We start from the raw sequence: 22,725 nt of genomic DNA, 5'->3' as shown, positions 1-22,725 counted from the left end.
AAGAGAATAAACCCGTATCGAAGCAAATTGATAGATATACTAAACCACTACGAGCGCTGCGCTATGTTTGCGAACGATTTTCGCATAATAAGAGGGCGATCTGTCAATAATTTGGAGCAGCAGATCAGCGAGTGTTTCGAGCGCATCTGGAAGGAACCTTTTGTTCGGGAAACATTCCAAGGCGCTAAGACATCTGAGCAGACGTATTGCGAACTTAAGCGAATGCTGAGCCGGCGTGGGTTCAAATTTCCTCGATGCACGTGATCCCCCGCCTGTCCCTGGTCGTCGCGCGCGCCCGCAACGGCGTGATCGGGCGAGACGGCGGGCTGCCGTGGCGGCTGCGCAGCGACCTGCAGCGGTTCAAGGCGCTGACGATCGGCAAGCCGTGCCTGATGGGTCGGGCGACGTGGGAGAGCCTTCCGCTGAAGCCCCTGCCCGGCCGGCTTAACATCGTGCTGACCCGCGACGAGGGCTGGGGCGAGGACGGGCAGGCGCGGACCGCCATGGGCCAGGCCCTGGTCAGCCGTTCGCTGGAAGAGGCGCTGGAGATCGCGCGCGAACAGGCGACCGAGGACGGCGTGGACGAGATCTGCGTCATCGGCGGCGCGAGGCTGTACGCCGAGACCCTGCCGCGCGCGCGGGTGCTGCACATCACCGAGGTGGACGCGGCGCCCGACGGCGACACCTTCTTCCCCCCGTTTGACGAAGCCGGCTGGACCGAAGTCTTCTCCGAGCGGCACGAGCCGGGCGAGAAGGACGACCACGCCTTCACCTTCCGCACGCTGGAACGCCGCTAGAGGCCCAGCCGATCGGCCAGCGCCCTGGCGAACCCGGCGAAACGCCGCGCGGTCTCCCCCTCCGGCTCGGTCGTGACCGCCGGAGTCCCCGCGTCGCTGGCCCGGCGCAGGGCCCCGTCCAGCGGCAGGTCGCCGAGGAAGGGAACGCCCAGCCGTGCCGCCTCGGCCTCGGCCCCGCCCCGCCCGAACACCTCGCCCGTCATGTTCTCGATCAGGCCCAGCGTCGGCACGCCGACCTTCTCGAACAGGGCGTGGGCCCGACGCGCGTCGGCCAGCGCCAGTTCCTGCGGCGTCGCCACGATCACCGCCCCGTCCAGCGGCGTCTTCTGGATCAGCGTCAGCTGGACGTCGCCCGTGCCGGGAGGCAGGTCGACGACCAGCAGGTCCAGCGGTTCGGCCTGCGTGCCCCAGCGCGTCTGGGTCAGCATCTGGGTCAGGGCCTGGGACGCCATCGGCCCGCGCCAGACCATGGCGTCAGACGCCTGGGTCAACAGGCCGACCGACATGGCCTTCAACCCATGCGCCCGGTGAGGCTCGATGGCGCCGTCGACGTAGGCCGGCTTGCCGGAGATCCCGAGAAGCGTCGGCAGCGAGGGGCCGTAGACGTCGGCGTCCAGCACCCCCACGGAGAGACCGCGCGCGGCCAGGGCGGCGGCCAGATTGACCGCCACGGTCGACTTGCCGACCCCGCCCTTGCCGCCGGCGACGGCCAGCACCTTGCGGACGTGGGCGGGTCTTTCGGTCGGCACGGGGGCGCGCGGGCGCGTCTGGTCCATGGCCTGCGGCGACAGGGACGCGGTGCGGCGCGGTGCGACCGGCGGCGTCTCGGACGTCAGCACGACGGACGTCCGCGCCATTCCCGGCAGCGCCCTCAGCGCCGCCTCGGCCGCGTCGCGCACGGGCGCATACAGGGCCGCGTCCGCTGCGGGGACGTCGAGGGCGAACCCCGCCCTGTCGTCGGCGACGACCAGCCCCTGCACCCGCCCTGACGCGACCAGTCCCCGACCGGTCTTCGGGTCGATGATCCGGTCGAGGGCGGTCAGGACGTCGTCTTTGCTGGGCATGGGCCGCATCTACGACTTTCCCCGCCCGGGCGGGAGGGGCTAAGCGGGCCGGATGAGCGCCCTCGTCACCCTGATCGCCGGCCCCACGGCCTCGGGCAAGTCGGCCCTCGCGCTGCAGCGTGCCCGGGAGACGGGCGCGGCGATCGTCAACGCGGACAGCCAGCAGCTCTACGCCGACCTGCGAATCCTCTCGGCGCGGCCCTCGGCGGAGGATGAGGGCCAGGCGGAGCACCGGCTTTACGGCGTGGCCGACGCGGCGGACGCCTGGTCGGTCGGCCGCTGGGCCCGCGCCGTCGCTCCCCTGCTGGCCGAGCTCAGGGCGCAGGAGCGGCCCGCCCTGATCGTCGGCGGCACGGGTCTGTACTTCACGGCCTTGACGAAGGGGATCGCCGACATTCCCGACGTGCCGGCGTCCGCGCGCGATGCGGCGCAGGAGACCTACGACTTTCTGGGCGAGGACGCCCTGCGAGCGCGCCTGTCCGAACGCGATCCGCGCGCGGCGGCCGCCATCGCTCCCGGTGACCGCCAGCGCCTGACGCGCGCCTGGGCGGTGCTCGAAACGACCGGCCGGGCGCTCTCGGACTGGCAGGCGGAGACGCGGCCGCTGCTGACACCCGGAACCTACGACCGGCTGGTGATCGAGCCCGAGCGCGCCGCCCTCTACGCCAACTGCGACCGCCGCGTGGGCCTGATGGTCGAACAGGGCGCGCTGGACGAGGTGCGGGCGCTGACGCGACGGCGCCTCGACCCCGACCTGCCCGCGATGAAGGCGGTCGGCGTGCGGGATTTCGCGGCCCACCTAGAGGGCAAGGTCACGCTGGACGAGGCCATGGACGCCGTCCGTCAGGCCACGCGCAACTACGCCAAGCGCCAGCTGACCTGGTTCCGCAACCAGACGCCCGACTGGCCGCGGACGGCGCCCTAGTCCTCGACGATCTCCATCGTGCCCTTCGGGAACCCGACGTCCCGGAACTCGGGATAGACCTCGCGCAGGACGGCAGCCTGCTCGGCTTCCTCGACGTTCATCATGTACCAGACGCCGTCGACCTCGAACGCGAGGGTCGGCGAGTAGGCCTTCGCCGTCAGGCCCGGCATCCGCATCGTCATGTGCAGCGGCACGATCAGGTAGGTGCGGGTCCCGTCCGGGGTCCGCTTCACCTCGGCGCCGTCGACGTCGACGCGATATTCCGTGACCTCGACGCCGCTCATGACCTGGGCCGCCACCTCCCGGGCCGCCTCTCGCGCCTGCTCCGGGGTCACGCCGTAGCGCGCCGCCATGGCGTCGATCACACCCGGCGGCAGCATGTCCATCGCCGCCGACATGTCCCCGCCCACGACCTTGTCGTGCAGGGTCTCGAAGCGGGCGGAGACCGTCGCCCGGTCCTCGGCCGACAAATCCTGCGCCAGGGCGGGCGCGGCGGTGGCGAACGCCAGGGACGCGGCAATCAGGAGGGCGCGGAAGAGGGGGGACATCAGAAGAAAATCCTGTGCTGAAAACCGGCTCAATCAAGCCCGCGAGCCTTGACCCCGCCAGTGCGCGAACGCCACGCCGGCAGGAAACTTGGAATGAACCTTTCGCGCGCCTATATTGGGTCCGTCCGGGTTCGCCCGGACTATGGCGATAAACGTGCCTGCAATAAGCGGACCGGACCCGGGTGCGATTCCCGGCGGCTCCACCAATCTCCCTTCCGTTATCAGCGGGGAGCGCGGGGCCGACCAGCATCGACGGACGTGTAAAGAGGTTGCTTTCGCCCGTCCTGGCCCACCGTATCGGGCCTTTGACTAACTGCGAACGATAACTTCGCTGGAGAAGTCGCTCTCGCCGCGTAAGCGGTTCGGGTGATTTCGAACACTTAAGTCCTCGGGGTTCAGATCCCGGGGCGGGGCTCCCCGGGCGCCTGGCAACAGAAGCCCGGGACTTTCTCGCCCCATTGACCTTCTCTGCCGCTTCCTTCGTCGTGCGCGGGCCGCTATGTCGTGCCCATCCCAGCCGAGGTGAGCATGGCCGACCAGACCCCGCCGGTCGACGAGATGAACTACGAGGCTCTCGCCCAGGACGCCCTTCGAGGCGTCGTGCGCGCGGCCCTGGAACGCGCCGCGATGCCCGAGGGCATCCCCGGCGCGCACCACTTCTACATCACCTTCGTCACCCGGGCGCCGGGCGTCAGCCTGCCGCCGGACATCCTCGCCAAGTACCCGGAGGAGATGACCGTCGTCCTCCAGCACCAGTACTGGGACCTGGCGGTCGAGCCGGACCGCTTCACCGTCATGCTGAAGTTCGGCGGCCTGCCGAAGGTCATGACGGTGCCCTACGCCGCCGTGACCCGATTCTACGATCCGTCCGTCCAGTTCATCCTGCAGTTCGAGGCGCGCGCCGCCGCGCCGGAGCCGGAGCCGGAGCCGACCCCGGCGCCGCCGCCACCGTCGGGCGACGACGGTCCCAAGGTCGTCTCGCTGGACCAGTTCCGGAAGAAGTAGGCCGTCAGGTCCGGACGGGTTGACCCCCGCCCCCGCGTCGCGATCAATGGTCCCGGAAGCTGAAGGGGCCCTTTCATGATCCGCACGCTCGTCGCCGCCACCGTCGCCGCGCTGACCCTGTCCGCCTGCGCCACCACGCCGTCTTTCCCGCAGCAGCCGCGCTCGCCCTTCGACGGCTGGGCCGCCGCCGTGGTCGCCGCCGACTGGCGCACCAGCCGCGGCGATCCGATCGTGGCGTTCGACAACTCGCGCCGCGACCTGACGGCGGCGTTCAAGGCCGAGGGATTCGAGGCGCGTCACTTCGTCGACTTCACGCTCCGCCCGGACGCCGCGGACGCCTCGACAGGCGCCCAGGTCCTGGCCGGAATCGGCGAGACGGCCCGCCGGGCGACGGTCGGCTGCTTCCTGTATTTCACGTCGCACGGGAACACGCGAGGCATCACCTGGGGGACTGAGGGCCAGCTGAGCCCCGCCCGCATGGGCCAGCTGGTCGACGAATGGTGCGGAGAGCGCCCGACGGTCGTCGTCGTCTCCGCCTGCTTCTCCGGCGTCTTCATCCCCGAGCTGCAGGGCCCCAACCGCATGATCATGACGGCCGCCCGCCGCGACCGCTCCTCGTTCGGCTGCAGCCAGGACGCCGTCCATCCCTATTTCGACGGCTGCGTGCTCGAAAGTCTGCCGAACGCCACCGACTTCATCCACCTGTCCGAACTGGCGCGAACCTGCGTGGCGCGCCGTGAGACGGCCGAAGGCCTCCGTCCGGCGTCCGAGCCCCAGGTCTTCATCGGCGGCGACATCCGGCCGTTGCTGACGACCACTTACGCCTTCCGCGGCTGACCGTGACGCGGGGCTTGACGCACCGCGCCCGCTTTACGAACATAGCGAGAACATTCGGGAGGCGAAGGCGCTGGAAGGCGGATGTCACTGCGGCGCGGTCCGCTATTCGATGCCGTCTGAGGCACGTCATGCCCTGTGCCACTGTGAGGACTGCCGCAAGTGCGCCGGCGCGCCCGCGGTTTCCTGGGCGCTGGCGCCGGCGGCGGAAGTGCGCATCGACGGCGAGACGCGCGAATACGCCTCGTCGGAACACGGGCGCCGGCATTTCTGCCCCGCCTGCGGGACGGGGCTTTTCTACACCAATGCGCTGATCTTCCCCGACCAGATCGACGTCCAGACGGCCACGCTCGACGACCCGTCAGCCCTGCCCTTGCAGGCGCAGATCCAGACGGCCGAGAGGATCGGCTGGATGGCGGATCTGCAGGCCTTGCCCCAGTTCGAGCGCTATCCGGGCCCCTGAGATCCGCGCGGAAAGACCCGGATCGTGATCCGCTCGCGCTCGCCTTCGTGCCGTTCGACGAGCAGGCGCGCCACCTGGGCGTCGTCGTGGAACAGATAGCCCTTGATGGCGTCAAGCAGGGCCTTGGCCAGGTTGTCCAGATCCATCCACGGCGGCTCGCCCACGTGCTCCATCCGGATCTCGACGACGTGGTCGCCCCACGACGGCCGCGCCCCGCGCCACTCCTTGCGCATGAACTCGTAGACCAGCGGCTTGTAGTATTTCGCCTGGGTCGTCAGGCCGTCGATGGTGATCTCCACCACGTCGCCGACTTCGCGCGCCCGGACCTTGCCCGTCCCGATCCAGCCGGGGGTCAAGGAGCGCAGACCTCGGGCGGCGGCGCCAGCATGACGGCGGCGTTGATCCGCACCGGAGGCGTCAGTTGCTCCTGTCCATCCGTCGGGCGCATCTGGATCGCCCGCGCCACGTCCAGCCCGACCGCCACGCGTCCGAAGACGGCGAAGCCCTGACCGTCGGGGTTGCGACCCCCGCCGAAATCCAGCGAGGGCGCGTCCTGCGTCACGATGAAGAAGCTCGAGGTCGCCGTGTCCGGCCCGTCGCGCGCCATGGACACCGCGCCGGCGACATGGCTGAGCCCCGTCAGCGACGTCCGCTCAAGCGGGATGGGCGGGCGCAGGGCGTCGTCCGAACCGCGCGGCGTGGCCGCCTGGATCACGTCGATCGGATTGGGGTTGTCGTTGGTCGCGGCCACGACCGAGCGGAAGAAGCCGCCATGGCCATAGTCGCCCCACTGGACGTAGCGGGCGAAGTTGCACGCGGTGATGGGTGCGCGGACATAGTCGAGATCGAGGATCATCACCCCCGCCTCGGTGTCCAGCAGCACGTCGTGCGGCGCGTCGGGGGTCTGGCCCGCCGCCGCCGTCGCGCCCAGCGCCGCCGCGACCGCCGTCACGACCATGATCCCCGCTCTCATGTCCCGTCCCTCGCCTTGCCCGTCCATCCGTCCGTGCTACACCCGCCCGCACCTTCCCGCCACGCCTGACGAGCCCGCCGCGCCATGACCGACGTCCGCACAGAAACCGACACTTTCGGCCCCATCGAGGTCGCGGCCGACCGCTACTGGGGCGCGCAGGCCCAGCGCAGCCTCGGCAACTTCAGGATCGGCTGGGAGAAGCAGCCGCTGCCGATCGTCCGTGCGCTGGGCATCGTCAAGCGCGCCGCGGCCGAGACGAACATGGCGCTGGGCAGGCTGGATCCGAAACTGGGCGCGGCCATCGTGCAGGCCGCGAACGAAGTCATCGAGGGCAAGCTCGACGAGCACTTCCCGCTGGTCGTCTGGCAGACGGGCTCGGGCACGCAGTCGAACATGAACGCCAACGAGGTGATCTCGAACCGGGCGATCGAGCTCCTGGGCGGGGAGATGGGGTCGAAGACGCCGGTCCATCCCAACGACCACGTCAACATGAGCCAGTCGTCCAACGACACCTACCCCACGGCCATGCACGTCGCCTGCGCGGAAGAGGTCGTCCACCGCCTGCTGCCCGCGCTGCAGAAGCTGCACAACGCGCTGAACGACAAGGCGCAGGCGTGGAAGGACATCATCAAGATCGGCCGCACCCACACCCAGGACGCCACGCCGCTGACGCTGGGCCAGGAGTTCGGCGGCTACGTCCAGCAGGTCGCCAAGGGCATCGAGCGGATCGAGAGCACCCTGCCCGACCTGACGCAGCTGGCGCAGGGCGGCACCGCCGTGGGGACCGGTCTGAACGCCCCGATCGGCTTCGCGGAGGGCGTCGCCGACAAGATCGCCCAGATCACCGGCCTGAATTTCACGACGGCGCCGAACAAGTTCGAGGCCTTGGCCGCCCATGACGCAATGGTCATGAGCCACGGGGCGATCAACACGGTGGCGGCCAGCCTGTTCAAGATCGCCAACGACATCCGCTTCCTGGGATCGGGACCGCGCTCGGGCCTGGGCGAACTGGCCTTGCCGGAGAACGAGCCGGGGTCGTCGATCATGCCGGGCAAGGTCAACCCGACCCAGTGCGAGGCGCTGACGCAGGTGTGCGTGCAGGTGTTCGGCAACCACGCCGCCGTCACCTTCGCGGGATCGCAGGGGCACTTCGAGCTGAACGTCTTCAACCCCGTGATGGCCTACAACTTCCTGCAGTCGGTGCGCCTGATGGCCGACGCGGCTGTGAGCTTCACCGACAACTGCGTGGTCGGCATCGAACCCCGCCGCGACAACATCGAACGCGGCCTGAACAACTCGCTGATGCTGGTCACCGCCCTGAACGGCAAACTGGGCTACGACGCCTGCGCGAAGATCGCCAAGGCCGCGCACAGGAACGGCACGACCCTCCGGGAAGAAGCCGTCGGCGGCGGCTATCTGACCGACGCCGAGTTCGACGAGGCGGTGCGGCCGGAGAAGATGATCGGCCCCGGTTGATCATTTCTCCCGGATCGTCCGGCCCACCGGGGCGAAGGCAAGCTTGGCCAGTTCCAGGTCCTTCAGGGCGAAAGGTATGCCGATGATGGTGATGGCCTCGAAGAAGGCCGAGATCAGGTGCGCCAGCGCGATCCACCAGCCGGCGAAAACGATCCAGATCACGTTCAGCACCGCGCCCAGGGGCCCGCGGCCGGGGTCCATGCCGTCGTCGTCCCGCCACACCACCTCGCGCCCGAACGGCCAGAAGGTGTAGGCGGCGATGCGCCAGGCGGCGAAGGTCCACGGCAGGCCGACGATCGTCAGCGCCAGGATCGCCCCGCCGATCAGCCAGCCGATGCCGGCGATGAGGCCTCCGAAGATGAGCCACAGGACGTTCAGGATCAGCGCGATCAACTCGGTCTCCTCATGCACGCCCGGATGGCCCGCAATGGACGAATACGACCCAGCCCCCCGGGGCGGCAGTGAATTCGCCGACACTTTGGTCTAGATTTCGCCGCATGGCGGAGATCGTGAACCTCAACAAGGCGAGGAAGGCCCGCGACAGGGCGGCGGCGAAGGCGAAGGCGGTCGAGAACCGCGCCGTCCACGGCCGGCCGAAGCCGGAGAGGCAGCAGACGCTGCTGGAACGGCTGGCCCGCGACCGTGCGCTGGACGGACACCGCAGGGACCGAGACCCGGAGCGCCCCGATGACGACTGATCCTCGCCGTGACCCCCGCATCACCCACGGCCTGATCCCGCTGATGGCGGTGCTGCGCAAGAAGCGCTTTCTCGAGGAGCAGCGGCGGCGTGAGGCCGCGGAAGTCCCGCTGCCCGAGGGCGAGGAGAAGCCCCGGCCGAGGAAGAAGCGCGGCTGGATCTGGTGAGGCGATCTCAGGCGGCCTTGGCGCGGGCCGCCCGGATCATCAGCGCCTGTCCGGCGATGACCACGGCCAGCCCGACCAGGGCCCAGATTCCGAACCGCGCGTTCTCGAACGTCACCGACACCAGCATGGCGATCGGCGGCGTCAGCGCCGAGATGTAGCTGGCCAAGGCATACCCTCGCGTGCGGGCGATCCAGAAATAGACCACGAAGGCGACGACGGAGCCCAGGACGGCGAGGTATGTCAGCGAGATCAGGTATCCGGCCGTCGGCTCGATCCGGAACTCCGCGCCCGTCGCCACGCCGTAGATCGCCAGCATCCCCGTGCCGTAAGCCATGGCCCAGGCGGTGGAAGCCAGCAGGGGCGCGCCGGCCTTCTGCGCGCGCCATGCGAACAGATTGCCGAAGGCCGAACTGGTCACGGCGATCACGGCGAATCCTATGCCCAGCGCCGCCTGCGGCCCCAGCCGCGCGCTCAGCAATTCCGATCCCGACAGCACCGCCACCCCGACCACGCCCAGCGCCGCGCCGGCCCATGACAGGGCATGCGCCTTCTGGCTCGCGGCGACGCGGAAGAGGCTGAGGTTCAGAAAGGCCAGGGCGGCGAAGATCACCGCCACGATGGCCGACGGCACGTGCTGCTCCGACTGGTAGGTGAAGGCGTAGGACACCGCGAAGGTGAAGGCCCCCTGCCCCGCCGCCTCCAGATGCTGGCGTCGCGTCAGCCCCATCGGTCGCCGGGCCAGGGCGATGCCGGCGAACAGCACCAGCGCAGCCAGTCCGAAGCGCCAGGTCACCGAGACGATCGGCTCGACCACGCCCAGCTGCCACGTGATGCCGTACCACGTCGTGCCCCAGATGACGGCGCACAGGGCCACCGCCCCGATCGAGATCAGTGTCGCCCTGGTGAGGGTCGATCCGGGGCGCGGGGCAAGCTTTTCGGTCACGGAGGTCATGCGCCAGAAGTGCGCCGCGGGTGCAAGGGCCGCAACGAGGATAGGAAGACCAAACGCATAAGGAGACCTTGTGATTACGACCTCGGCGAAACGGCGTCGTCGACGCCCGTCCACCTTCCACCTAATCTGCCGGGATGCTTCGCAAACGCTCCGTCCTGCTGTCCGGCCACGCGACCTCGGTGGCGCTGGAGCCTGAATTCTGGGCCGTCCTCGACGGGATCGCGACCGAGATGTCGCTGCCCGTCTCCGGTCTGATGAAGCGGATCGACCAGCGGCGCGGCCGGACGCCCCTCGCCTCTGCCTGCCGGCTGCTGGCCCTCGCCTGGGCTTCCGGAGACCGCCGTTTCGCGGACGATTGACGGCCGCGCCTTTCGGGCGCTTCCTCTCGGCGTTTTCGGGGAAGCCATGACATGCCGACAGATCCGCGTCTGATCCCGGCCCTCGCCGTCGGCGGGGCCATCGCCCTGGGCACCGCGGTGGCGGGGGGCCTGATCGGTCAGGGGCTCGTCAACGCGAGGGTGGGCGACCGCACCGTCACCGTGCGCGGTCTGGCCGAGCGCGACGTTCGCGCCGATCTGGCGGTCCTGCCGCTGAAGTTCACCGCGTCCGGCGACGTCCTCGGCGACGTGCAGGCGCGGATCGACGCCGATCTGAGCACGGTCCGCGCCTTTCTGGCTCGTCAGGGCTATCCGGCCGACGCGGTGACCCTGGGCCAGCTGTCGGTGGCCGACACCCAGTCGCGCGAGTGGGGCAGCCAGCAGAACGGCCCCCGCTACATCCTCAGCCAGACCGTGGTCGTTCGGACCGGGGACGTGGCGCGCGTTCAGTCCACCAGCCGCGCGCTGAGCGAGCTCGTGCGTCAGGGCGTGGTGTTGCAGGACTACGTCGGACCGACCTACGTCTTCACCGGCCTGAACAAGGTGCGGCCGGAGATGATCGGTCAGGCGACGGCCGCCGCGAAGACCGGGGCCCAGCGCTTCGCCCAGGATTCGGGCGCGGCGCTGGGACCGATCAGGCAGGCGACGCAGGGATCGTTCGAGATCCTGGCGCGCGATGAGGTCGACGCCGAGGGGTCGACTCCGGACAAGAAGGTCCGGGTCGTCACCACGATCACCTACGGGCTTCGCTGATCCCTACCCCTGAGGCGAGGGCGCCGGGGTGGTCGGCGGCTCGACCGTCGGAAGCTCGGGAGCCTCCGGCAGCTTCGGTTCCGGCAAATCCGGCATGCTGGGGGCCGGGACGTCCACGTCCAGATCGACCTTGGTTTCGTCCACCGATCCCATGCCGCCGCCGTTGAACAGCACCACGGCGACGATGATGAGCACGATCACGATGCCGCCGATGAGGAAGGCCAGCCAGCCGCCGCCTCCGCCCGAGGGCGGGGGATTGTTGATCGTCGTATGATGGACGACGTCGGGCCGGTCGTCGCGAGGGGGCAGGTTCGGATCCGTCATGGGTCAGTTCCCGCCGGGGACGGCCGGGGCGGACACCTCGGGCAGGTCGACGTCGACGTTCACTTCCTTGGTTTCGGCGCCGCCCATGCCGCCCCGCGCGAACACGAAGTAGGCGACGATCGCGAGCACGACCACGATCGCGCCGACGATGAAGGCCATGCCGGTGTTTCCGCCGCCGCCGCCGTTGTTGTTGATGTTGTCCGCCATGGGACCCTCCCTCCGGGTGAGTGACTGTCGGCCGTAACGGCGGGGAACGGCCACGGTTCCGCCGGCTTCCCCGGGCCGGGCGGCTGACATTCGCCCGCGTGCTCCTTATGTTCCGGGATCCGCATGACCGAATCCGCCCCCCGCATCTCCGACCTCGCCCGCGCCCGTGCGCCCGAAAGCGCCCTTCAGAGCGGGCCGACCGACTGGCTCTCGGGGCTCAACTCCGAGCAACGCGAGGCCGTGGAGACGACCGAGGGCCCGGTTCTGGTCCTCGCCGGCGCCGGCACCGGCAAGACGCGCGTGCTGACCACGCGACTTGCGCACATTCTGGCCACCGGCCGCGCGCGTCCGTGGGAGCTGTTGGCCGTCACCTTCACCAACAAGGCCGCGCGCGAGATGCGCGAGCGGATCACCCATCTGATCGGTCCGTCGGCCGAGGGGCTGCGCTGGCTGGGCACCTTCCACTCCATCGCCGCCCAGATCCTGCGCCGTCACGCCGAGCTGGTGGGGCTGAAGTCGACCTTCACCATCCTGGACACCGACGATCAGGAGCGCCTGATCAAACAGGTGCTGGAGGCCGAGAACGTCGACACCAAGCGCTGGACGCCCCGATCCTTCGCCGGCGTGATCGACGGCTGGAAGAACCGCGGCTGGACGCCCGGGAAGCTGCCGCCGGGCGAGGACTTCGCCGCCGGCAAGGGGCAGAAGCTGTACGGCCTCTATCAGGCCCGCCTGCGCACGCTGAACGCCTGCGACTTCGGCGACCTGTTGCTGCACAACCTGACGATCCTGTCGCAGCATGCGGACGTCGCGGACGAATATCGCAAGCGCTTTCGCTACATCCTGGTCGACGAATACCAGGACACCAACGTCGCCCAGTATCTGTGGCTGCGCCTGCTGACCTCCTCGACCGGCAACGTCTGCTGCGTCGGCGACGACGATCAGTCGATCTACGGCTGGCGCGGGGCCGAGGTGGACAACATCCTGCGCTTCGAGCGCGACTTCCCGGGCGCGAAGGTGATCCGGCTGGAGCGCAACTATCGTTCCACGGCCCACATCCTGGGCGCGGCGTCGGGCCTGATCGCCGCCAACAAGGGCCGGCTGGGCAAGACCCTGTGGACGGAGGACCAGACCGGCGACAAGGTCCGCGTGCGCGGCGTCTGGGACGGCGAGGCCGAGGCCCGCCTGATCGCCGACGAGATCGAGACCGCGCGCCGGACTGGCATGAATTACAAGGACATGGCCGTCCTCGTTCGCGCGTCCTTTCAGATGCGGGCGTTCGAGGAACGCTTCGTCATGCTGGCCATCCCCTATCAGGTGATCGGCGGCCCGCGCTTCTTCGAGCGCGCCGAGATCCGCGACGCCCACGCCTATCTGCGCCTGATCCTGTCCGAGGACGACGACCTGGCCTTCGAGCGGATCGTCAACGTGCCCAAGCGCGGCATCGGCGACACCAGCGTGCAGAAGATCCTGCACATGGCCCGCCTGTCCGGCGTCCCGGCCATGACGGCGGTGCGCGAGCTGATCACCTCCGACGAGCTGCAGGCTCGCACCCGAACCGCGCTGGCCGGCTTCGTCCGGGACCTGGACCGCTGGCGCGCCCTGGCCCAGGACACGCCGCACTGGACGCTGACCGAGACCATTCTGGAGGAGAGCGGCTACACCGAGATGCAGAAGGCGGACCGCACCTCGGGCCAGACGCGTCTGGAGAACCTGAAGGAGCTGGTGCAGTCGATGCAGGGCTTCGACAGTCTGCTGGCCTATCTGGAGCACGTGTCGCTGGTGCTCGACCTGGACCGCGGCGCGGGCGAGGACGCGGTGCAGGTCATGACCCTGCACGGCGCCAAGGGGCTGGAGTTCCCGCTGGTCTTCCTGCCGGGGTGGGAAGAAGGCGTCTTCCCCAGCCAGCGCAGCATCGACGAGAAAGGGGAGAAGGGCCTGGAGGAGGAGCGCCGTCTGGCCTACGTCGGCGTCACCCGCGCCAAGCGAGACGCGCGGATCAGCTTCGCCGCCAACCGCCTGGTCTACGGCCGCTGGACCAGCCAGCTGCCCAGCCGCTTCGTCGACGAACTGCCCATCGACCACGTCGAGCCGGAGAGCCAGACCGGCTACTACGGCGCCTCCGCCGGTCTGAAGGAGGCCAAGAGCCGCTGGGACGAGGCCCCCAGTTTCGGCAGCGGCTATTCCAGCCCCGGCTGGAAGCGCGGCCAGGCCTTCGCCGCCGCCCGCCAGCCGACCGACCGCCCCGCCCGTCAGGCCCTGATCGAGGGCGACGGCCGCCTGATCGCCACCGCCGACCCCTCGGCCGGTTCGGGCTGGACCCGCGGCACGCGCGTGTTCCACCAGAAGTTCGGCTACGGACTGGTGAAGGCGGTCGAGGGCAACAAGCTGGTGGTGGCCTTCGACAAGGCGGGCGAGAAGAAGGTCATCGACACGTTCGTGGAGCGGGCGTGATGCGCGTCGTCTGGTTTCTCACAGGTCTCTTGCTGGCGGCCACGGCTTCGCCGTCGCGGGCATACTGTGAGCGATACCCCACCGTGGCTGAGGAGTTCGCTGAAGCCGAATACGTGTTCCTCGCTCAGGTCACATCAGCACGGCTCGATCCCGCCGACGACGATCCCGATGGCTTCGAGGGCATCGAGTATTCCGTCCGCGCCCTGCGAAGCTACAAAGGCGAGCCGCCCGCCAACCTCCTGCTGTTCAGTGAGAACAGCACGGGCCGCTGGCCGATGATGGTCGGCGGCTGGTATCTGGTATTCGTAGGCTCGAAAAGACCAGTCGGCTTCGATGATCCCGCGCGGCGGGAATATGCCGTAAGCAACTGCGGCAATTCCTTTGCTGTCAGCCACGTGCCGATGGCCCTGCAGGCACCGCCGACAGACCTCTCTTTCGAGGCCCTCATGGCGTTAGCTCCCCCGACAGACTAGCCATCGCGCCGCGCCAAACGGTTCGTTAAGCGCACCCCGCCACCCTGCCCCGGTGCGCGATTCCGCCCTGACCGCCGCTCCGCTCGAGCCCGCCCCCGCGTGGTGGGAGACGGCGGCGTGCGTGTTCATCCTGTTCATGCTGACCGGAGCCCTGATCGGGCCGATCTTCGCGCCGACGCAGGAGGAGACGCCGGTCCTGCGCCTCGCCTGGCTGCCGGTCTATGCGATGACGGCGGGGCTGCTCATCTACAGGATCGACCGCCTGTGGCGCGCGTGGCCGGCCATGGTCGTCATCGGCCTGCTGGTGCTGTGGGCCTATGCGTCCAAGTGGTGGTCGCTGTTCCCGGAGGTGACGTCGCGCCGCGCCATCGCCCTGGCCATCTCCTGCGGCTTCGCCCTGTACCTCGGCGCGGCCTTCCGCGGCCCGCACCTGCCGCGCCTGTTGATGCGGACCGGACTGATCATGGCGGTCGGCAGCCTGATCATGGTCTTCGCCTTCCCCGCCTATGGCGTGCACCAGGCCGACAACGCCGGCCTGTGGCGCGGCCTCTGGTACGAGAAGAACCAGATGGGCGCGGTCATGGTCATCGTCGCCACGGCCTCGGCCGCCTGCCTGGCCTCGCCCGACCGGCGGCGCCTGATCCCCGCGCTCGCCCTCGTCCTCGCCTCGGCGCTGGTGCTGGCGACCCAGTCCAAGACCTCGCTGCTGTGCCTGGTGCTGGGCGTCGGCATGATCGCCGGTTTCTGGACCATGCGGCAGGGCGGCGCCGCCTTCGCCGTCTTCGCCGTCTGGGCCGCCGCGGCCGCCGGCGGCGTGGGCTTCCTGATCTGGGACAGCCACTCGGTCGAGATTCTGGAGGTGCTGGGCAAGGATCCGTCGCTGACCGGCCGCACCGAGATCTGGGAGGCGCTGATGACCCGCGTGGCCGAGCGTCCCTGGACCGGCTGGGGCTACGGCGCCTTCTGGGAGCGCGACAGCGTCCCGGCCGACTGGATCCGCGTCGAGACCGGCTGGCTGGTCCCCAACGCCCACCACGGCTGGATCGACGTCCTCGTCCAGCTGGGCTGGCCCGGCGCCCTGCTGGTCGGCGGCATGGCGGTCTTCGCCGTCGTCGCCTCCGTCCTGCGTTCGGGCCGCGCCGGGGCTCAGGAGGGCTGGTGGGCGCTGGGCTTCCTCGCCGCCTTCCTGATGCTCAGCCTGTCCGAGAGCATCATAATGGCGCACCAGGGCCTGCCCTGGGTCCTGTTCCTCGCGGTCGTGACGCGCTCGGTTCTGCCCGATTCCGTCCCCGTTCCGCTTGCCGCCGACCCGCACGGGGTCTACCGGAGCCGTCCCCGAATCGTCTCATCATCGGCCCATGTCGTCCGCCGCCCCGTCCCTGTTCGATCTGCCCGAGCCCGAGCCGCGGCCGGAGCCCACGCCGCCGGTCAAGGCCGCCGCGCCTGAACTCCCGCGCGCGCCGCAGGCGCCGTCGAAGCCGGCCCCGACCGCCGCCGCCGTCGATCCCGGCTATTCCGCCAGCTCGATCGAGGTGCTGGAGGGACTGGAGCCCGTCCGCAAACGCCCCGGCATGTACATCGGCGGCACCGACGAGCGCGCCCTGCACCACCTGTTCGCCGAGGTGCTGGACAACGCCATGGACGAGGCCGTGGCCCGGCATGCGAAGCACATCCGAGTGGAGCTGGACGCCGACGGCTTCCTGTCGGTGTTCGACGACGGTCGCGGCATCCCCGTCGATCCGCACCCGAAACATCCGGGCAAGTCGGCGCTTGAAGTGGTCATGACCGTGCTTCACTCCGGCGGCAAGTTCTCCGGCAAAGCCTATGAAACCTCAGGCGGTTTGCATGGCGTGGGCGTGTCCGTGGTCAACGCCCTGTCGGAGCGGCTGGACGTCACGGTCTGGCGCGACGGCTTCGAATGGAAACAGTCGTTCAGCCGCGGCCACGTGCTGGCGCCCATTGAGCGGGTCGGCCCGTCGCGGAAGAAGGGCACCCTGATCCGGTTCAAGCCGGACGAGGAGATCTTCGGCGTCGGCGCCGCCTTCAAGCCCGCCCGCCTGTTCCGCATGGCGCGGTCCAAGGCCTATCTGTTCCGCGGCGTCGAGATCCGCTGGACCTGCGCGCCGGAGCGGATCACGGATTCCACCCCGGCCGAGGCCGTCCTCCACTTTCCCGGCGGCCTGGCCGACGCCCTGGCCGACCGGATCGGCGACGTCGAGACCGTCACCCCCGCCTTCGCCGGCCGGGTCGAGAAGAAGGGCGAGGCGGGCGCGGTCGAATGGGCCGTGACCTGGACGCCGGCCGGCTTCGGCGACGCCGACGGCTTCGTGTCCTCGTACTGCAACACGGTTTCGACGCCGGACGGCGGCACGCACGAGGCCGGATTCCGGGCGGCTCTGGTCAAGGGCCTCAAGGCCTATGGCGAGCTGATCAACGAGAAGCGCGCGGCGCAGATCACGGCCGAGGACGTCATCGCCAACGCCGGCGCCCTGATCAGCGTCTTCATCCGCAACCCGGAGTTTCAGGGCCAGACCAAGGACCGCCTGTCCTCGCCCGAGGGCGCGCGTCTGGTCGAACAGCTGATCCGCGATCCGCTGGACCACTGGCTGACCGAAAGCCCGAAACAGGCGAACACGCTTCTGGGCTTCGTCATCGAGCGCGCGGAGGACCGGCTGCGCCGCCGCAAGGACAAGGAGGTCCAGCGAGCCGCCGCCACGCGCAAGCTGCGTCTGCCGGGCAAGCTGGCCGACTGCACGCGTCAGGCGGCCGAGGGCACCGAGCTGTTCATCGTCGAGGGCGACTCGGCCGGCGGCTCCGCCAAGCAGGCTCGCGACCGCGCCACCCAGGCCATCCTGCCCCTGCGCGGCAAGATCCTGAACGTGGCCTCCGCCACGGCCGACAAGCTGCGGGCCAACGTCGAGCTCTCGGACCTGACGCTGGCGCTGGGCGTCCAGCCCGGCGCGCGGTTCAACATCGACGACCTGCGGTACGAACGCGTGGTCATCATGACCGACGCCGACGTCGACGGCGCTCACATCGCCGCCCTGCTGATCACCTATTTCCACCGCGTCATGCCCGACGTGATCCGTCAAGGGCGCCTCTTCATGGCCCTGCCCCCGCTCTATCGCATCCAGGCGGGCGCCCTGTCGGAATACGCCCGCGACGATGCCCACCGCGACGAGCTGCTGGCGACCACCTTCAAGGGCAAGAAGGTCGAGATCGGCCGCTTCAAGGGCCTGGGCGAGATGATGGCGTCCCAGCTGAAGGACACCACCATGAACCCCCGGACCCGCACCCTCGCGCGCGTCACGGTGCCCGACGACGTGACGGACCTGGCCGACGTCGAGGATCTGGTCGAGCGGCTGATGGGAAAGAAGGCCGACGCCCGCTTCCGCTTCATCCAGGACAATGCCCGGTTCGTGAAGGAAGAGCTGGACGTCTGATCCGCGCCGGTTTCAGGCGAGTCCGGCGGCCCTCAGCCGCTCGACCATCCGGTCGCGCGCCTCCGGCAAGGGACGGTTCAGCGGGTCGAAGACGCAGCGCTGGAGAAAGTGGGCCGTCAGGGCGAGCCCGTCGCGCACGTCGCCCTCACCCAATCCGGCCTGCGCCCCCAGAAGGAAGGGCGGCAGGCGCAGCAGGCGATCGGCGTAGGGGGCGCCGGCCTCCGCCGAGACCGCGCGGCCCGTGCGGGGACTGACCCAGGCCAGATCGTCGACCGTCCCCGTGACGGCGCAGCTGGCCAGATCCAGGCCGAAGCCCAGCTCTTCCAGAAGACCGCTTTCAAACCGCACGTAGACCGCCGGCCAGAGATCGCGCAGCGCCAGCGCCGACGTCAGCGCCTCGAAGGCCAGAAAGGCCCCGGGGTGCGCCTCGCGTTCGGGCAGGGCCGCCTGCGCCACGGCGGCGGCCGAAGACAGCCCCAGCAGGGCCAGGGCGTCGTCGAACAGGGCGCTTGGCCCCTCGCCCACAGGCTCCAGCCGCGCCGAGCCAAGCTGGTCGGCCGTGCGCGCCCTCAGCTCGACCTCGACCCGCGCGCCGGGCTGGAGGAACGGTTTCATCCGTCGCGAGGCGCCGCCGGCCACATAGGCCATGCGACGGCCGTGTTCACGGGTCAGCAGGTCGACGACCGCCCCCGTGTCGCCGTGCGCCCTGGCGGCCAGAACCACGGCCTCGTCGGTGAATTCCATGCTCCCGGCTTAGCGCCCGCCCACCGGGGCGCAAGGCCCCTTGCGCGGCCCCCGGTTCCCCGGCTTATCCTGCGCACGGGGGAGTTGAAGCACATGGACAAGTTCTCAGGATCCCGTCGTCGCGCCTGGCAGGCGAAGGTTCCCAGCTGGCCGTTCCTGATCGCGGGGGCCGCCCTCGTCGCCGGCGCCGCGTGGTGGACCTCGGGCGTGCTCGAAGCCGAGGCGTTCGGGGACGGCACCGACGGCGCCAGCGTGACCATCTGGATCACCTCGATCGGGGCCCTCGTTCTGACATCCCTGCTGATGGCGGCCGCGGTCGGCGGAGCCGTCAACGCCCTGATCCTTCAGCCGGCGAACCGACGGCACGGGCTGGCCTATGCCGGCGGTCTTGCCATCGTGGCTCTGCTGGTCGGGGCGCCGCAAACGGTCGCTCGCACACTGGAGGCGGATCGCGCCGGCTATGCGGTGCGGCTGGTCGAGGCGCTGACCGACTCGCGCAACAAGCAGACATGGGCCCATCAGGCGGTCCACCGCCAGCTGGCCTTCACCATGGGGCGCAGTTCGTTCAGCCCGCGCGGACTCGATCGGGACGGCGGCTTCGACGAGGCGCGAGAACGGCTTGTCCAGGCCCGCCGGCTGGTCACCGAGGCGCCCGCGCGCCTCGCCGAAGCCGACGCCACGGCCCGCAAGGTGCTGGAGGACAATGTGGTGGATCGGGACTCACGGTCGGCCGTGCTGGAGCGGTTCGACATCGGGGCCGGCGACAAGGCGCCGTTGCTGAAGCGCTATTGGGAGGTGCAGGCCGGGCTGCTGGACCTTCTGGACGCGCACCTGGACATGCTGGAGGCGAGCAAGGGCGCATGGCAGCCCATGGGCGGCATGTTCATGTTCAGCGACCGCGGCGTCTTCCGCCGGTTCGAGGCGCGCCGGATCGAGGCCTTGAAGCTGATGGACGAGGGCTATGAGCTCGAGCGGCAGATGCTCGCCATCGACGCCCGCACCAATGAAGGCATCGATCGTGTGATCGAGGCTGAGTCCGACGGCGCCCTCATTCGCCGGGAGCGGCGATCACCTCAACGACGCGAGCCGCTCGATCGTTCGGTACGGACAAGCTGAGCACGTACTGCTCGATCTTCCAGCCGTCGTCCGTCAGACGCAGCACGCCGGATCCTCGAAGGTCGCCGTAGCTTTCGTTGGTCAGCTTCTCGTCGAACCAGGCCACGCAACGGCAGGCGATCGGGGCGATCGTCACCACCCGGTCGCGGGGCACGTAGGTCCAGCCACGGCCCCGCGCGAAGTACGGCTCCGCATAGGCGCGAAAATCGGTCAGCGGCCAGTGCTCCGTCGCGTCCGTTCCGACGAAGCGCGCATCCGGGGTGAACTGGCCGAAGTATGCCGCGCCGTCGGCCTGAGAAGCCGCCTGGTGCATGCGGTCGATCACGGCCTCGACGGTGGCGGTTTCCGGATCCGCGGACAGGGCCGCGACGAGGGCGAGGACGACGGACATGGTGGGCTCCTTTGACCGTCGATCCTAGAGCGGCTCCTCGTATTTAACCGAACGGTTGACAAGGAAACGGGCGTTCCGTATTTAACCGAACAGTTCAACACCGGTCCGCCATGTCCGCCGATCCGCTCAGCCTCAAGTTCGCCGCCCTCGCCGACCCCACCCGTCGCGCCATTCTGGCGCGACTGTGCGAGGGCGAGGCGTCGGTGAACGAGCTGGCCGAGCCCTTCGACATCAGCCTGCCGGCCGTGTCGAAACACCTGAAGGTCCTGGAAAAGGCGGGTCTGATCAGCCGCGGCAGGGACGCCCAGTGGCGCCCGGCCCGCCTGGAGCCCATGGCCCTGAAGGGCGTCGCGGAGTGGATCGAACACTACCGCCGATACTGGGACCAGAGCTTCGACCGGCTGGAAGATTATCTGCGCAAGGTTCAGAAAGGAAAAGACGATGGCGAACGAAACTGAGACCAATCCCTGCGACACCGACGGCGTGGCCCACGCGTTCGATCTGGTCCTGGAACGCGTCATCGACGCCCCGCCCGAGAAGGTGTACCGCGCCTACACGGACCCCGCGATCCTGTCGCAGTGGTTCGCCCCCAGGCCGTGGAGCATCACCGACGCGGTGATCGAGCCGCGCCCGGGCGGGCGGTTCAACTTCGTCATGCACGGCCCCGACGGCGAGCGCTTCCCCAACTCGGGCGTCTTCCTGGAGGTGGTGCCGAACCGCCGCCTGATCTCGACCGACGCCTTCACGCCCGACTGGAAGCCGGCCGGCGCCCCGTTCATGGTGGCCCGCGTCGAGTTCGAACCGACCGCGGACGGCAAGACGCGTTACAAGGCCACGGCCAGCCACTGGAACGAGGCGACGATGAAGCAGCATGTCGAAATGGGCTTCCATGAAGGCTGGGGTCAGGTCGCCGACCAGCTGAACCAGATCGTGAAGTCCTTCTGACATGGTCCCCGCCGCCACCCTGCCCGTCCTCCCCGCTGTGCTGCCGCATCGGCTGCGCCTGAGCCGGACGTTCGACGCGCCCCGCGCCCTGGTGTGGATGGCGTGGACCCGTCCGGAGATGCGGGTGAACTGGATGGGGCCGGTCGAGTGGCCGATGGTGTCGGGGACCAACGACCTGAGGGTCGGCGGCGAATGGCGCGCGTGTCTTCGCTCGGTCGAGACCGGCGAGGATCTCTGGCAGGGCGGCCACTACCGCGAGATCGTCGAGCCCGAGCGGCTGGTCTTCACCTTCAGGTGGGACGAGAGCCATGAGGACGGCCCGCCGGCCGACACCCTCGTCACGGTCCTGCTCCACGAAACCGACGACGGCCGCACCCGCATGGACTTCACCCACGAGGGCCTGAAGTCCGAACGCAGCCTGACCGGCCACGAATACGGCTGGAACTCCACCCTCGATCGGCTGGAAGCCTGGCTGGCGGCGAATCCCGACTGAATCCCCTTCCCGCGAGGAGACGACCATGAAGATCGTGACCAGCCTCAGCTTCACCGGCGACTGCCGCGAAGCCTTCGAGTTCTACGCCCGCGTGCTGGGCGGAAGGATCACGGCCGCCATGACCTACGGCGACGGCCCCCCGGACATGCCGGTCGACCCGAAGTACCGCGACCAGCTGATGCACTGCTGGCTGGAGGTGGGAGACCAGGCGATCATGGGATCCGACGGCATCCCGGAGTTCGCGCCCAGCTACGGCAAGCCCCGCAACGGCTTCGACGTCACCCTGCACACGGCCGACAAGGCCGAGGCCGAGCGCTGGTACCGGGAGCTTTCGCAAGGCGGCGTGGCCGGCATGCCGTTCGGCGAAACCTTCTGGTCCCCCGGCTTCGGCATGCTGACCGACAGGTTCGGCGTGCCGTGGATGGTCAACACCATCCCCGCCGAGGGCTGGACCCCCGCCCAATGAGCGGCCTGACGATCTGGACCTATGACTGGGTCCCTGGCATGCCGCGCGGCTTCGTTCGGGATCTGCGTCTGCGCTGGGCGTGCGAGGAGGCGGGCCTGCCCTACGTCGTCCGCACGGTGCCGCTCACCGACAAGGGGCCCGACCATTTCGCGCATCAGCCGTTCGGGCAGATCCCGTTCCTTCAGGATGGTGAGGTGGAGCTGTTCGAGAGCGGCGCCGGCCTGCTGCATCTGGCGAAGAAGAGCGAGGCCCTGGCGCCGCGCGACCCGGCCGGCGAGGCGGCGACCCTTCAGTGGGTGATCGCCGCCCTCAACTCTCTGGAGATGGTGACCGTCCCCTGGTGGTTCCTCGGTCTGTCGGGCACGGCGGACAACGGTCTGGACGGCTGGCTGAAGAGTCGGCTCGACCACATGGAAGGCGTGCTGAACGGGCGCGCGTGGCTGGCCGCGGACCGGTTCACCGTCGCCGACCTTCTGATGGCCGACGTCCTGCGCGTTACGCAGGTGCGGGCCTTCGGTGACCGGCCCGCGACCGAAGCCTACGTCGCCCGGGTCACCGACCGCCCGGCCTTCCGCAAGGCGCACGCCGACCAGATGGCCCATTTCGCCGCGGCGGACGCCGGCCGCGGGGAGGCCTGA

30 protein-coding genes and 1 other RNA gene are annotated in these 22,725 nt (G+C 69.4%); 21 read left to right on the top strand and 10 right to left on the bottom strand.

From position 1 onward, the window contains the following. Positions 1–254: 254 nt before the first annotated feature. A complete protein-coding gene (locus tag EFJ44_RS10485; RefSeq protein ID WP_125257161.1) occupies positions 255–797 on the top strand; it encodes a dihydrofolate reductase in 543 nt (180 codons plus the stop codon). Here EFJ44_RS10485 and EFJ44_RS10480 read toward each other — a convergent pair. After that, positions 794–1,861: an Mrp/NBP35 family ATP-binding protein gene (locus EFJ44_RS10480; RefSeq protein ID WP_125257160.1), complete on the bottom strand. Its 1,068-nt coding sequence runs from the start codon at positions 1,859–1,861 to the stop codon at positions 794–796. The two genes, EFJ44_RS10485 and EFJ44_RS10480, sit on opposite strands and share 4 nt — an antisense overlap. A gap of 52 nt (positions 1,862–1,913) precedes the next feature. Between EFJ44_RS10480 and miaA the strand changes: the two genes are divergently transcribed. Next, positions 1,914–2,786 (top strand): tRNA (adenosine(37)-N6)-dimethylallyltransferase MiaA, encoded by an 873-nt coding sequence (miaA, locus tag EFJ44_RS10475; RefSeq protein ID WP_125257159.1) that lies wholly within the window; start codon positions 1,914–1,916, stop codon positions 2,784–2,786. Here miaA and EFJ44_RS10470 read toward each other — a convergent pair. Next, entirely contained in the window at positions 2,783–3,334 is a 552-nt protein-coding gene (locus tag EFJ44_RS10470) for a hypothetical protein (RefSeq protein ID WP_125257158.1), read from the bottom strand. The genes miaA and EFJ44_RS10470 overlap by 4 nt on opposite strands. 84 nt (positions 3,335–3,418) lie before the next feature. Here EFJ44_RS10470 and ssrA point away from each other — a divergent pair. The 4 genes from ssrA (at position 3,419) to EFJ44_RS10450 (ending at position 5,636) form a co-directional block, all read left to right on the top strand. Next, positions 3,419–3,781: a transfer-messenger RNA gene (gene ssrA / locus EFJ44_RS10465) on the top strand. Between the two features lie 81 nt (positions 3,782–3,862). Continuing rightward, the gene (locus EFJ44_RS10460) at positions 3,863–4,339 is read left to right on the top strand and encodes an SspB family protein (RefSeq protein WP_125257157.1); all 477 of its coding nucleotides are present in this window, start codon (positions 3,863–3,865) and stop codon (positions 4,337–4,339) included. 75 nt (positions 4,340–4,414) lie between these two features. Beyond that, the gene (locus EFJ44_RS10455) at positions 4,415–5,176 is read left to right on the top strand and encodes a C13 family peptidase (protein ID WP_125257156.1); all 762 of its coding nucleotides are present in this window, start codon (positions 4,415–4,417) and stop codon (positions 5,174–5,176) included. Positions 5,177–5,228: 52 nt separating this feature from the next. After that, positions 5,229–5,636 (top strand): GFA family protein, encoded by a 408-nt coding sequence (locus EFJ44_RS10450; protein ID WP_478213078.1) that lies wholly within the window; start codon positions 5,229–5,231, stop codon positions 5,634–5,636. On the opposite strand, the gene EFJ44_RS10445 is transcribed toward EFJ44_RS10450, so the two are convergent. Continuing rightward, complete coding sequence (locus EFJ44_RS10445; protein WP_420897391.1) at positions 5,621–6,001, bottom strand: RusA family crossover junction endodeoxyribonuclease; 381 nt, start codon at positions 5,999–6,001, stop codon at positions 5,621–5,623. The two genes, EFJ44_RS10450 and EFJ44_RS10445, sit on opposite strands and share 16 nt — an antisense overlap. Continuing rightward, positions 5,989–6,609, bottom strand: a complete 621-nt coding sequence (locus EFJ44_RS10440; protein ID WP_125257153.1) for a peptidylprolyl isomerase — start codon at positions 6,607–6,609, stop codon at positions 5,989–5,991. Before EFJ44_RS10440 ends, EFJ44_RS10445 begins: the two co-directional genes overlap by 13 nt. Positions 6,610–6,693: 84 nt before the next feature. Here EFJ44_RS10440 and fumC point away from each other — a divergent pair, with 84 nt between their 5' ends. Next, a complete protein-coding gene (fumC, locus tag EFJ44_RS10435) occupies positions 6,694–8,085 on the top strand; it encodes a class II fumarate hydratase (RefSeq protein ID WP_125257152.1) in 1,392 nt (463 codons plus the stop codon). On the opposite strand, the gene EFJ44_RS10430 is transcribed toward fumC, so the two are convergent. Continuing rightward, entirely contained in the window at positions 8,086–8,478 is a 393-nt protein-coding gene (locus EFJ44_RS10430) for a YccF domain-containing protein (RefSeq protein WP_125257151.1), read from the bottom strand. 104 nt (positions 8,479–8,582) lie between these two features. Here EFJ44_RS10430 and EFJ44_RS10425 point away from each other — a divergent pair, with 104 nt between their 5' ends. After that, positions 8,583–8,783 (top strand): DUF4169 family protein, encoded by a 201-nt coding sequence (locus EFJ44_RS10425; RefSeq protein ID WP_125257150.1) that lies wholly within the window; start codon positions 8,583–8,585, stop codon positions 8,781–8,783. Then, positions 8,773–8,949, top strand: coding sequence for a hypothetical protein (locus EFJ44_RS13865; RefSeq protein ID WP_164511901.1), 177 nt, complete (start codon positions 8,773–8,775; stop codon positions 8,947–8,949). The genes EFJ44_RS10425 and EFJ44_RS13865 overlap by 11 nt, the downstream gene beginning before the upstream one ends. A 7-nt stretch (positions 8,950–8,956) precedes the next feature. Here the strand turns inward: EFJ44_RS13865 and EFJ44_RS10420 are convergent, their stop codons facing one another. Then, positions 8,957–9,901 (bottom strand): DMT family transporter, encoded by a 945-nt coding sequence (locus EFJ44_RS10420; RefSeq protein WP_241209759.1) that lies wholly within the window; start codon positions 9,899–9,901, stop codon positions 8,957–8,959. 134 nt (positions 9,902–10,035) lie between these two features. Between EFJ44_RS10420 and EFJ44_RS10415 the strand changes: the two genes are divergently transcribed. Together EFJ44_RS10415 and EFJ44_RS10410 are read left to right on the top strand one after the other, a co-directional pair. Further along, positions 10,036–10,260 (top strand): ribbon-helix-helix domain-containing protein, encoded by a 225-nt coding sequence (locus EFJ44_RS10415; RefSeq protein ID WP_125257149.1) that lies wholly within the window; start codon positions 10,036–10,038, stop codon positions 10,258–10,260. 51 nt (positions 10,261–10,311) lie between these two features. After that, positions 10,312–11,031, top strand: coding sequence for an SIMPL domain-containing protein (locus tag EFJ44_RS10410; protein ID WP_125257148.1), 720 nt, complete (start codon positions 10,312–10,314; stop codon positions 11,029–11,031). A gap of 3 nt (positions 11,032–11,034) precedes the next feature. Here the strand turns inward: EFJ44_RS10410 and EFJ44_RS10405 are convergent, their stop codons facing one another. Both EFJ44_RS10405 and EFJ44_RS10400 read right to left on the bottom strand, forming a co-directional pair. Then, complete coding sequence (locus EFJ44_RS10405; RefSeq protein ID WP_125257147.1) at positions 11,035–11,355, bottom strand: hypothetical protein; 321 nt, start codon at positions 11,353–11,355, stop codon at positions 11,035–11,037. A gap of 3 nt (positions 11,356–11,358) precedes the next feature. Continuing rightward, the gene (locus tag EFJ44_RS10400; protein WP_125257146.1) at positions 11,359–11,562 is read right to left on the bottom strand and encodes a hypothetical protein; all 204 of its coding nucleotides are present in this window, start codon (positions 11,560–11,562) and stop codon (positions 11,359–11,361) included. A 123-nt stretch (positions 11,563–11,685) separates the two neighbouring features. Here EFJ44_RS10400 and EFJ44_RS10395 point away from each other — a divergent pair, with 123 nt between their 5' ends. From EFJ44_RS10395 to parE, 4 genes are read left to right on the top strand one after another with little or no spacing between them, the layout of a single operon-like run. Further along, positions 11,686–14,016: an ATP-dependent helicase gene (locus tag EFJ44_RS10395; RefSeq protein ID WP_125257145.1), complete on the top strand. Its 2,331-nt coding sequence runs from the start codon at positions 11,686–11,688 to the stop codon at positions 14,014–14,016. Further along, a complete protein-coding gene (locus tag EFJ44_RS10390) occupies positions 14,013–14,489 on the top strand; it encodes a hypothetical protein (protein WP_125257144.1) in 477 nt (158 codons plus the stop codon). Before EFJ44_RS10395 ends, EFJ44_RS10390 begins: the two co-directional genes overlap by 4 nt. Positions 14,490–14,541: 52 nt before the next feature. Then, entirely contained in the window at positions 14,542–15,936 is a 1,395-nt protein-coding gene (locus tag EFJ44_RS10385) for an O-antigen ligase family protein (protein ID WP_241209758.1), read from the top strand. Further along, positions 15,848–17,932: a DNA topoisomerase IV subunit B gene (gene parE / locus EFJ44_RS10380; protein ID WP_125257143.1), complete on the top strand. Its 2,085-nt coding sequence runs from the start codon at positions 15,848–15,850 to the stop codon at positions 17,930–17,932. The genes EFJ44_RS10385 and parE overlap by 89 nt, the downstream gene beginning before the upstream one ends. Positions 17,933–17,944: 12 nt before the next feature. Here the strand turns inward: parE and recO are convergent, their stop codons facing one another. Next, positions 17,945–18,676 carry a DNA repair protein RecO gene (gene recO / locus EFJ44_RS10375; protein WP_125257142.1) on the bottom strand — a complete coding sequence of 244 codons (732 nt, stop codon included), beginning with the start codon at positions 18,674–18,676 and terminating at the stop codon, positions 17,945–17,947. 93 nt (positions 18,677–18,769) lie between these two features. On the opposite strand from recO, the gene EFJ44_RS10370 reads away from it, so the two are divergent. Beyond that, positions 18,770–19,792, top strand: coding sequence for a hypothetical protein (locus EFJ44_RS10370; RefSeq protein WP_125257141.1), 1,023 nt, complete (start codon positions 18,770–18,772; stop codon positions 19,790–19,792). Here the strand turns inward: EFJ44_RS10370 and EFJ44_RS10365 are convergent. Beyond that, positions 19,725–20,183: a nuclear transport factor 2 family protein gene (locus EFJ44_RS10365; protein ID WP_125257140.1), complete on the bottom strand. Its 459-nt coding sequence runs from the start codon at positions 20,181–20,183 to the stop codon at positions 19,725–19,727. The two genes, EFJ44_RS10370 and EFJ44_RS10365, sit on opposite strands and share 68 nt — an antisense overlap. A gap of 110 nt (positions 20,184–20,293) precedes the next feature. Between EFJ44_RS10365 and EFJ44_RS10360 the strand changes: the two genes are divergently transcribed. The 5 genes from EFJ44_RS10360 to EFJ44_RS10340 are packed head-to-tail and all read left to right on the top strand — an operon-like array spanning position 20,294 to position 22,725. Beyond that, complete coding sequence (locus tag EFJ44_RS10360) at positions 20,294–20,641, top strand: ArsR/SmtB family transcription factor (protein ID WP_125257139.1); 348 nt, start codon at positions 20,294–20,296, stop codon at positions 20,639–20,641. Beyond that, positions 20,625–21,128 (top strand): SRPBCC family protein, encoded by a 504-nt coding sequence (locus EFJ44_RS10355; RefSeq protein ID WP_125257138.1) that lies wholly within the window; start codon positions 20,625–20,627, stop codon positions 21,126–21,128. Before EFJ44_RS10360 ends, EFJ44_RS10355 begins: the two co-directional genes overlap by 17 nt. Before the next feature lies 1 nt (position 21,129). Next, positions 21,130–21,621 (top strand): SRPBCC family protein, encoded by a 492-nt coding sequence (locus tag EFJ44_RS10350; RefSeq protein WP_125257137.1) that lies wholly within the window; start codon positions 21,130–21,132, stop codon positions 21,619–21,621. Between the two features lie 25 nt (positions 21,622–21,646). After that, the gene (locus EFJ44_RS10345) at positions 21,647–22,087 is read left to right on the top strand and encodes a VOC family protein (protein ID WP_125257136.1); all 441 of its coding nucleotides are present in this window, start codon (positions 21,647–21,649) and stop codon (positions 22,085–22,087) included. After that, positions 22,084–22,725 carry a glutathione S-transferase family protein gene (locus EFJ44_RS10340; protein WP_164511900.1) on the top strand — a complete coding sequence of 214 codons (642 nt, stop codon included), beginning with the start codon at positions 22,084–22,086 and terminating at the stop codon, positions 22,723–22,725. The genes EFJ44_RS10345 and EFJ44_RS10340 overlap by 4 nt, the downstream gene beginning before the upstream one ends.

The sequence above is a fragment of the Brevundimonas fluminis genome (assembly GCF_003934285.1).
In the GTDB taxonomy this organism is placed as follows: domain Bacteria; phylum Pseudomonadota; class Alphaproteobacteria; order Caulobacterales; family Caulobacteraceae; genus Brevundimonas; species Brevundimonas fluminis.
This window is presented reverse-complemented; position numbering and strand designations above follow the sequence as displayed.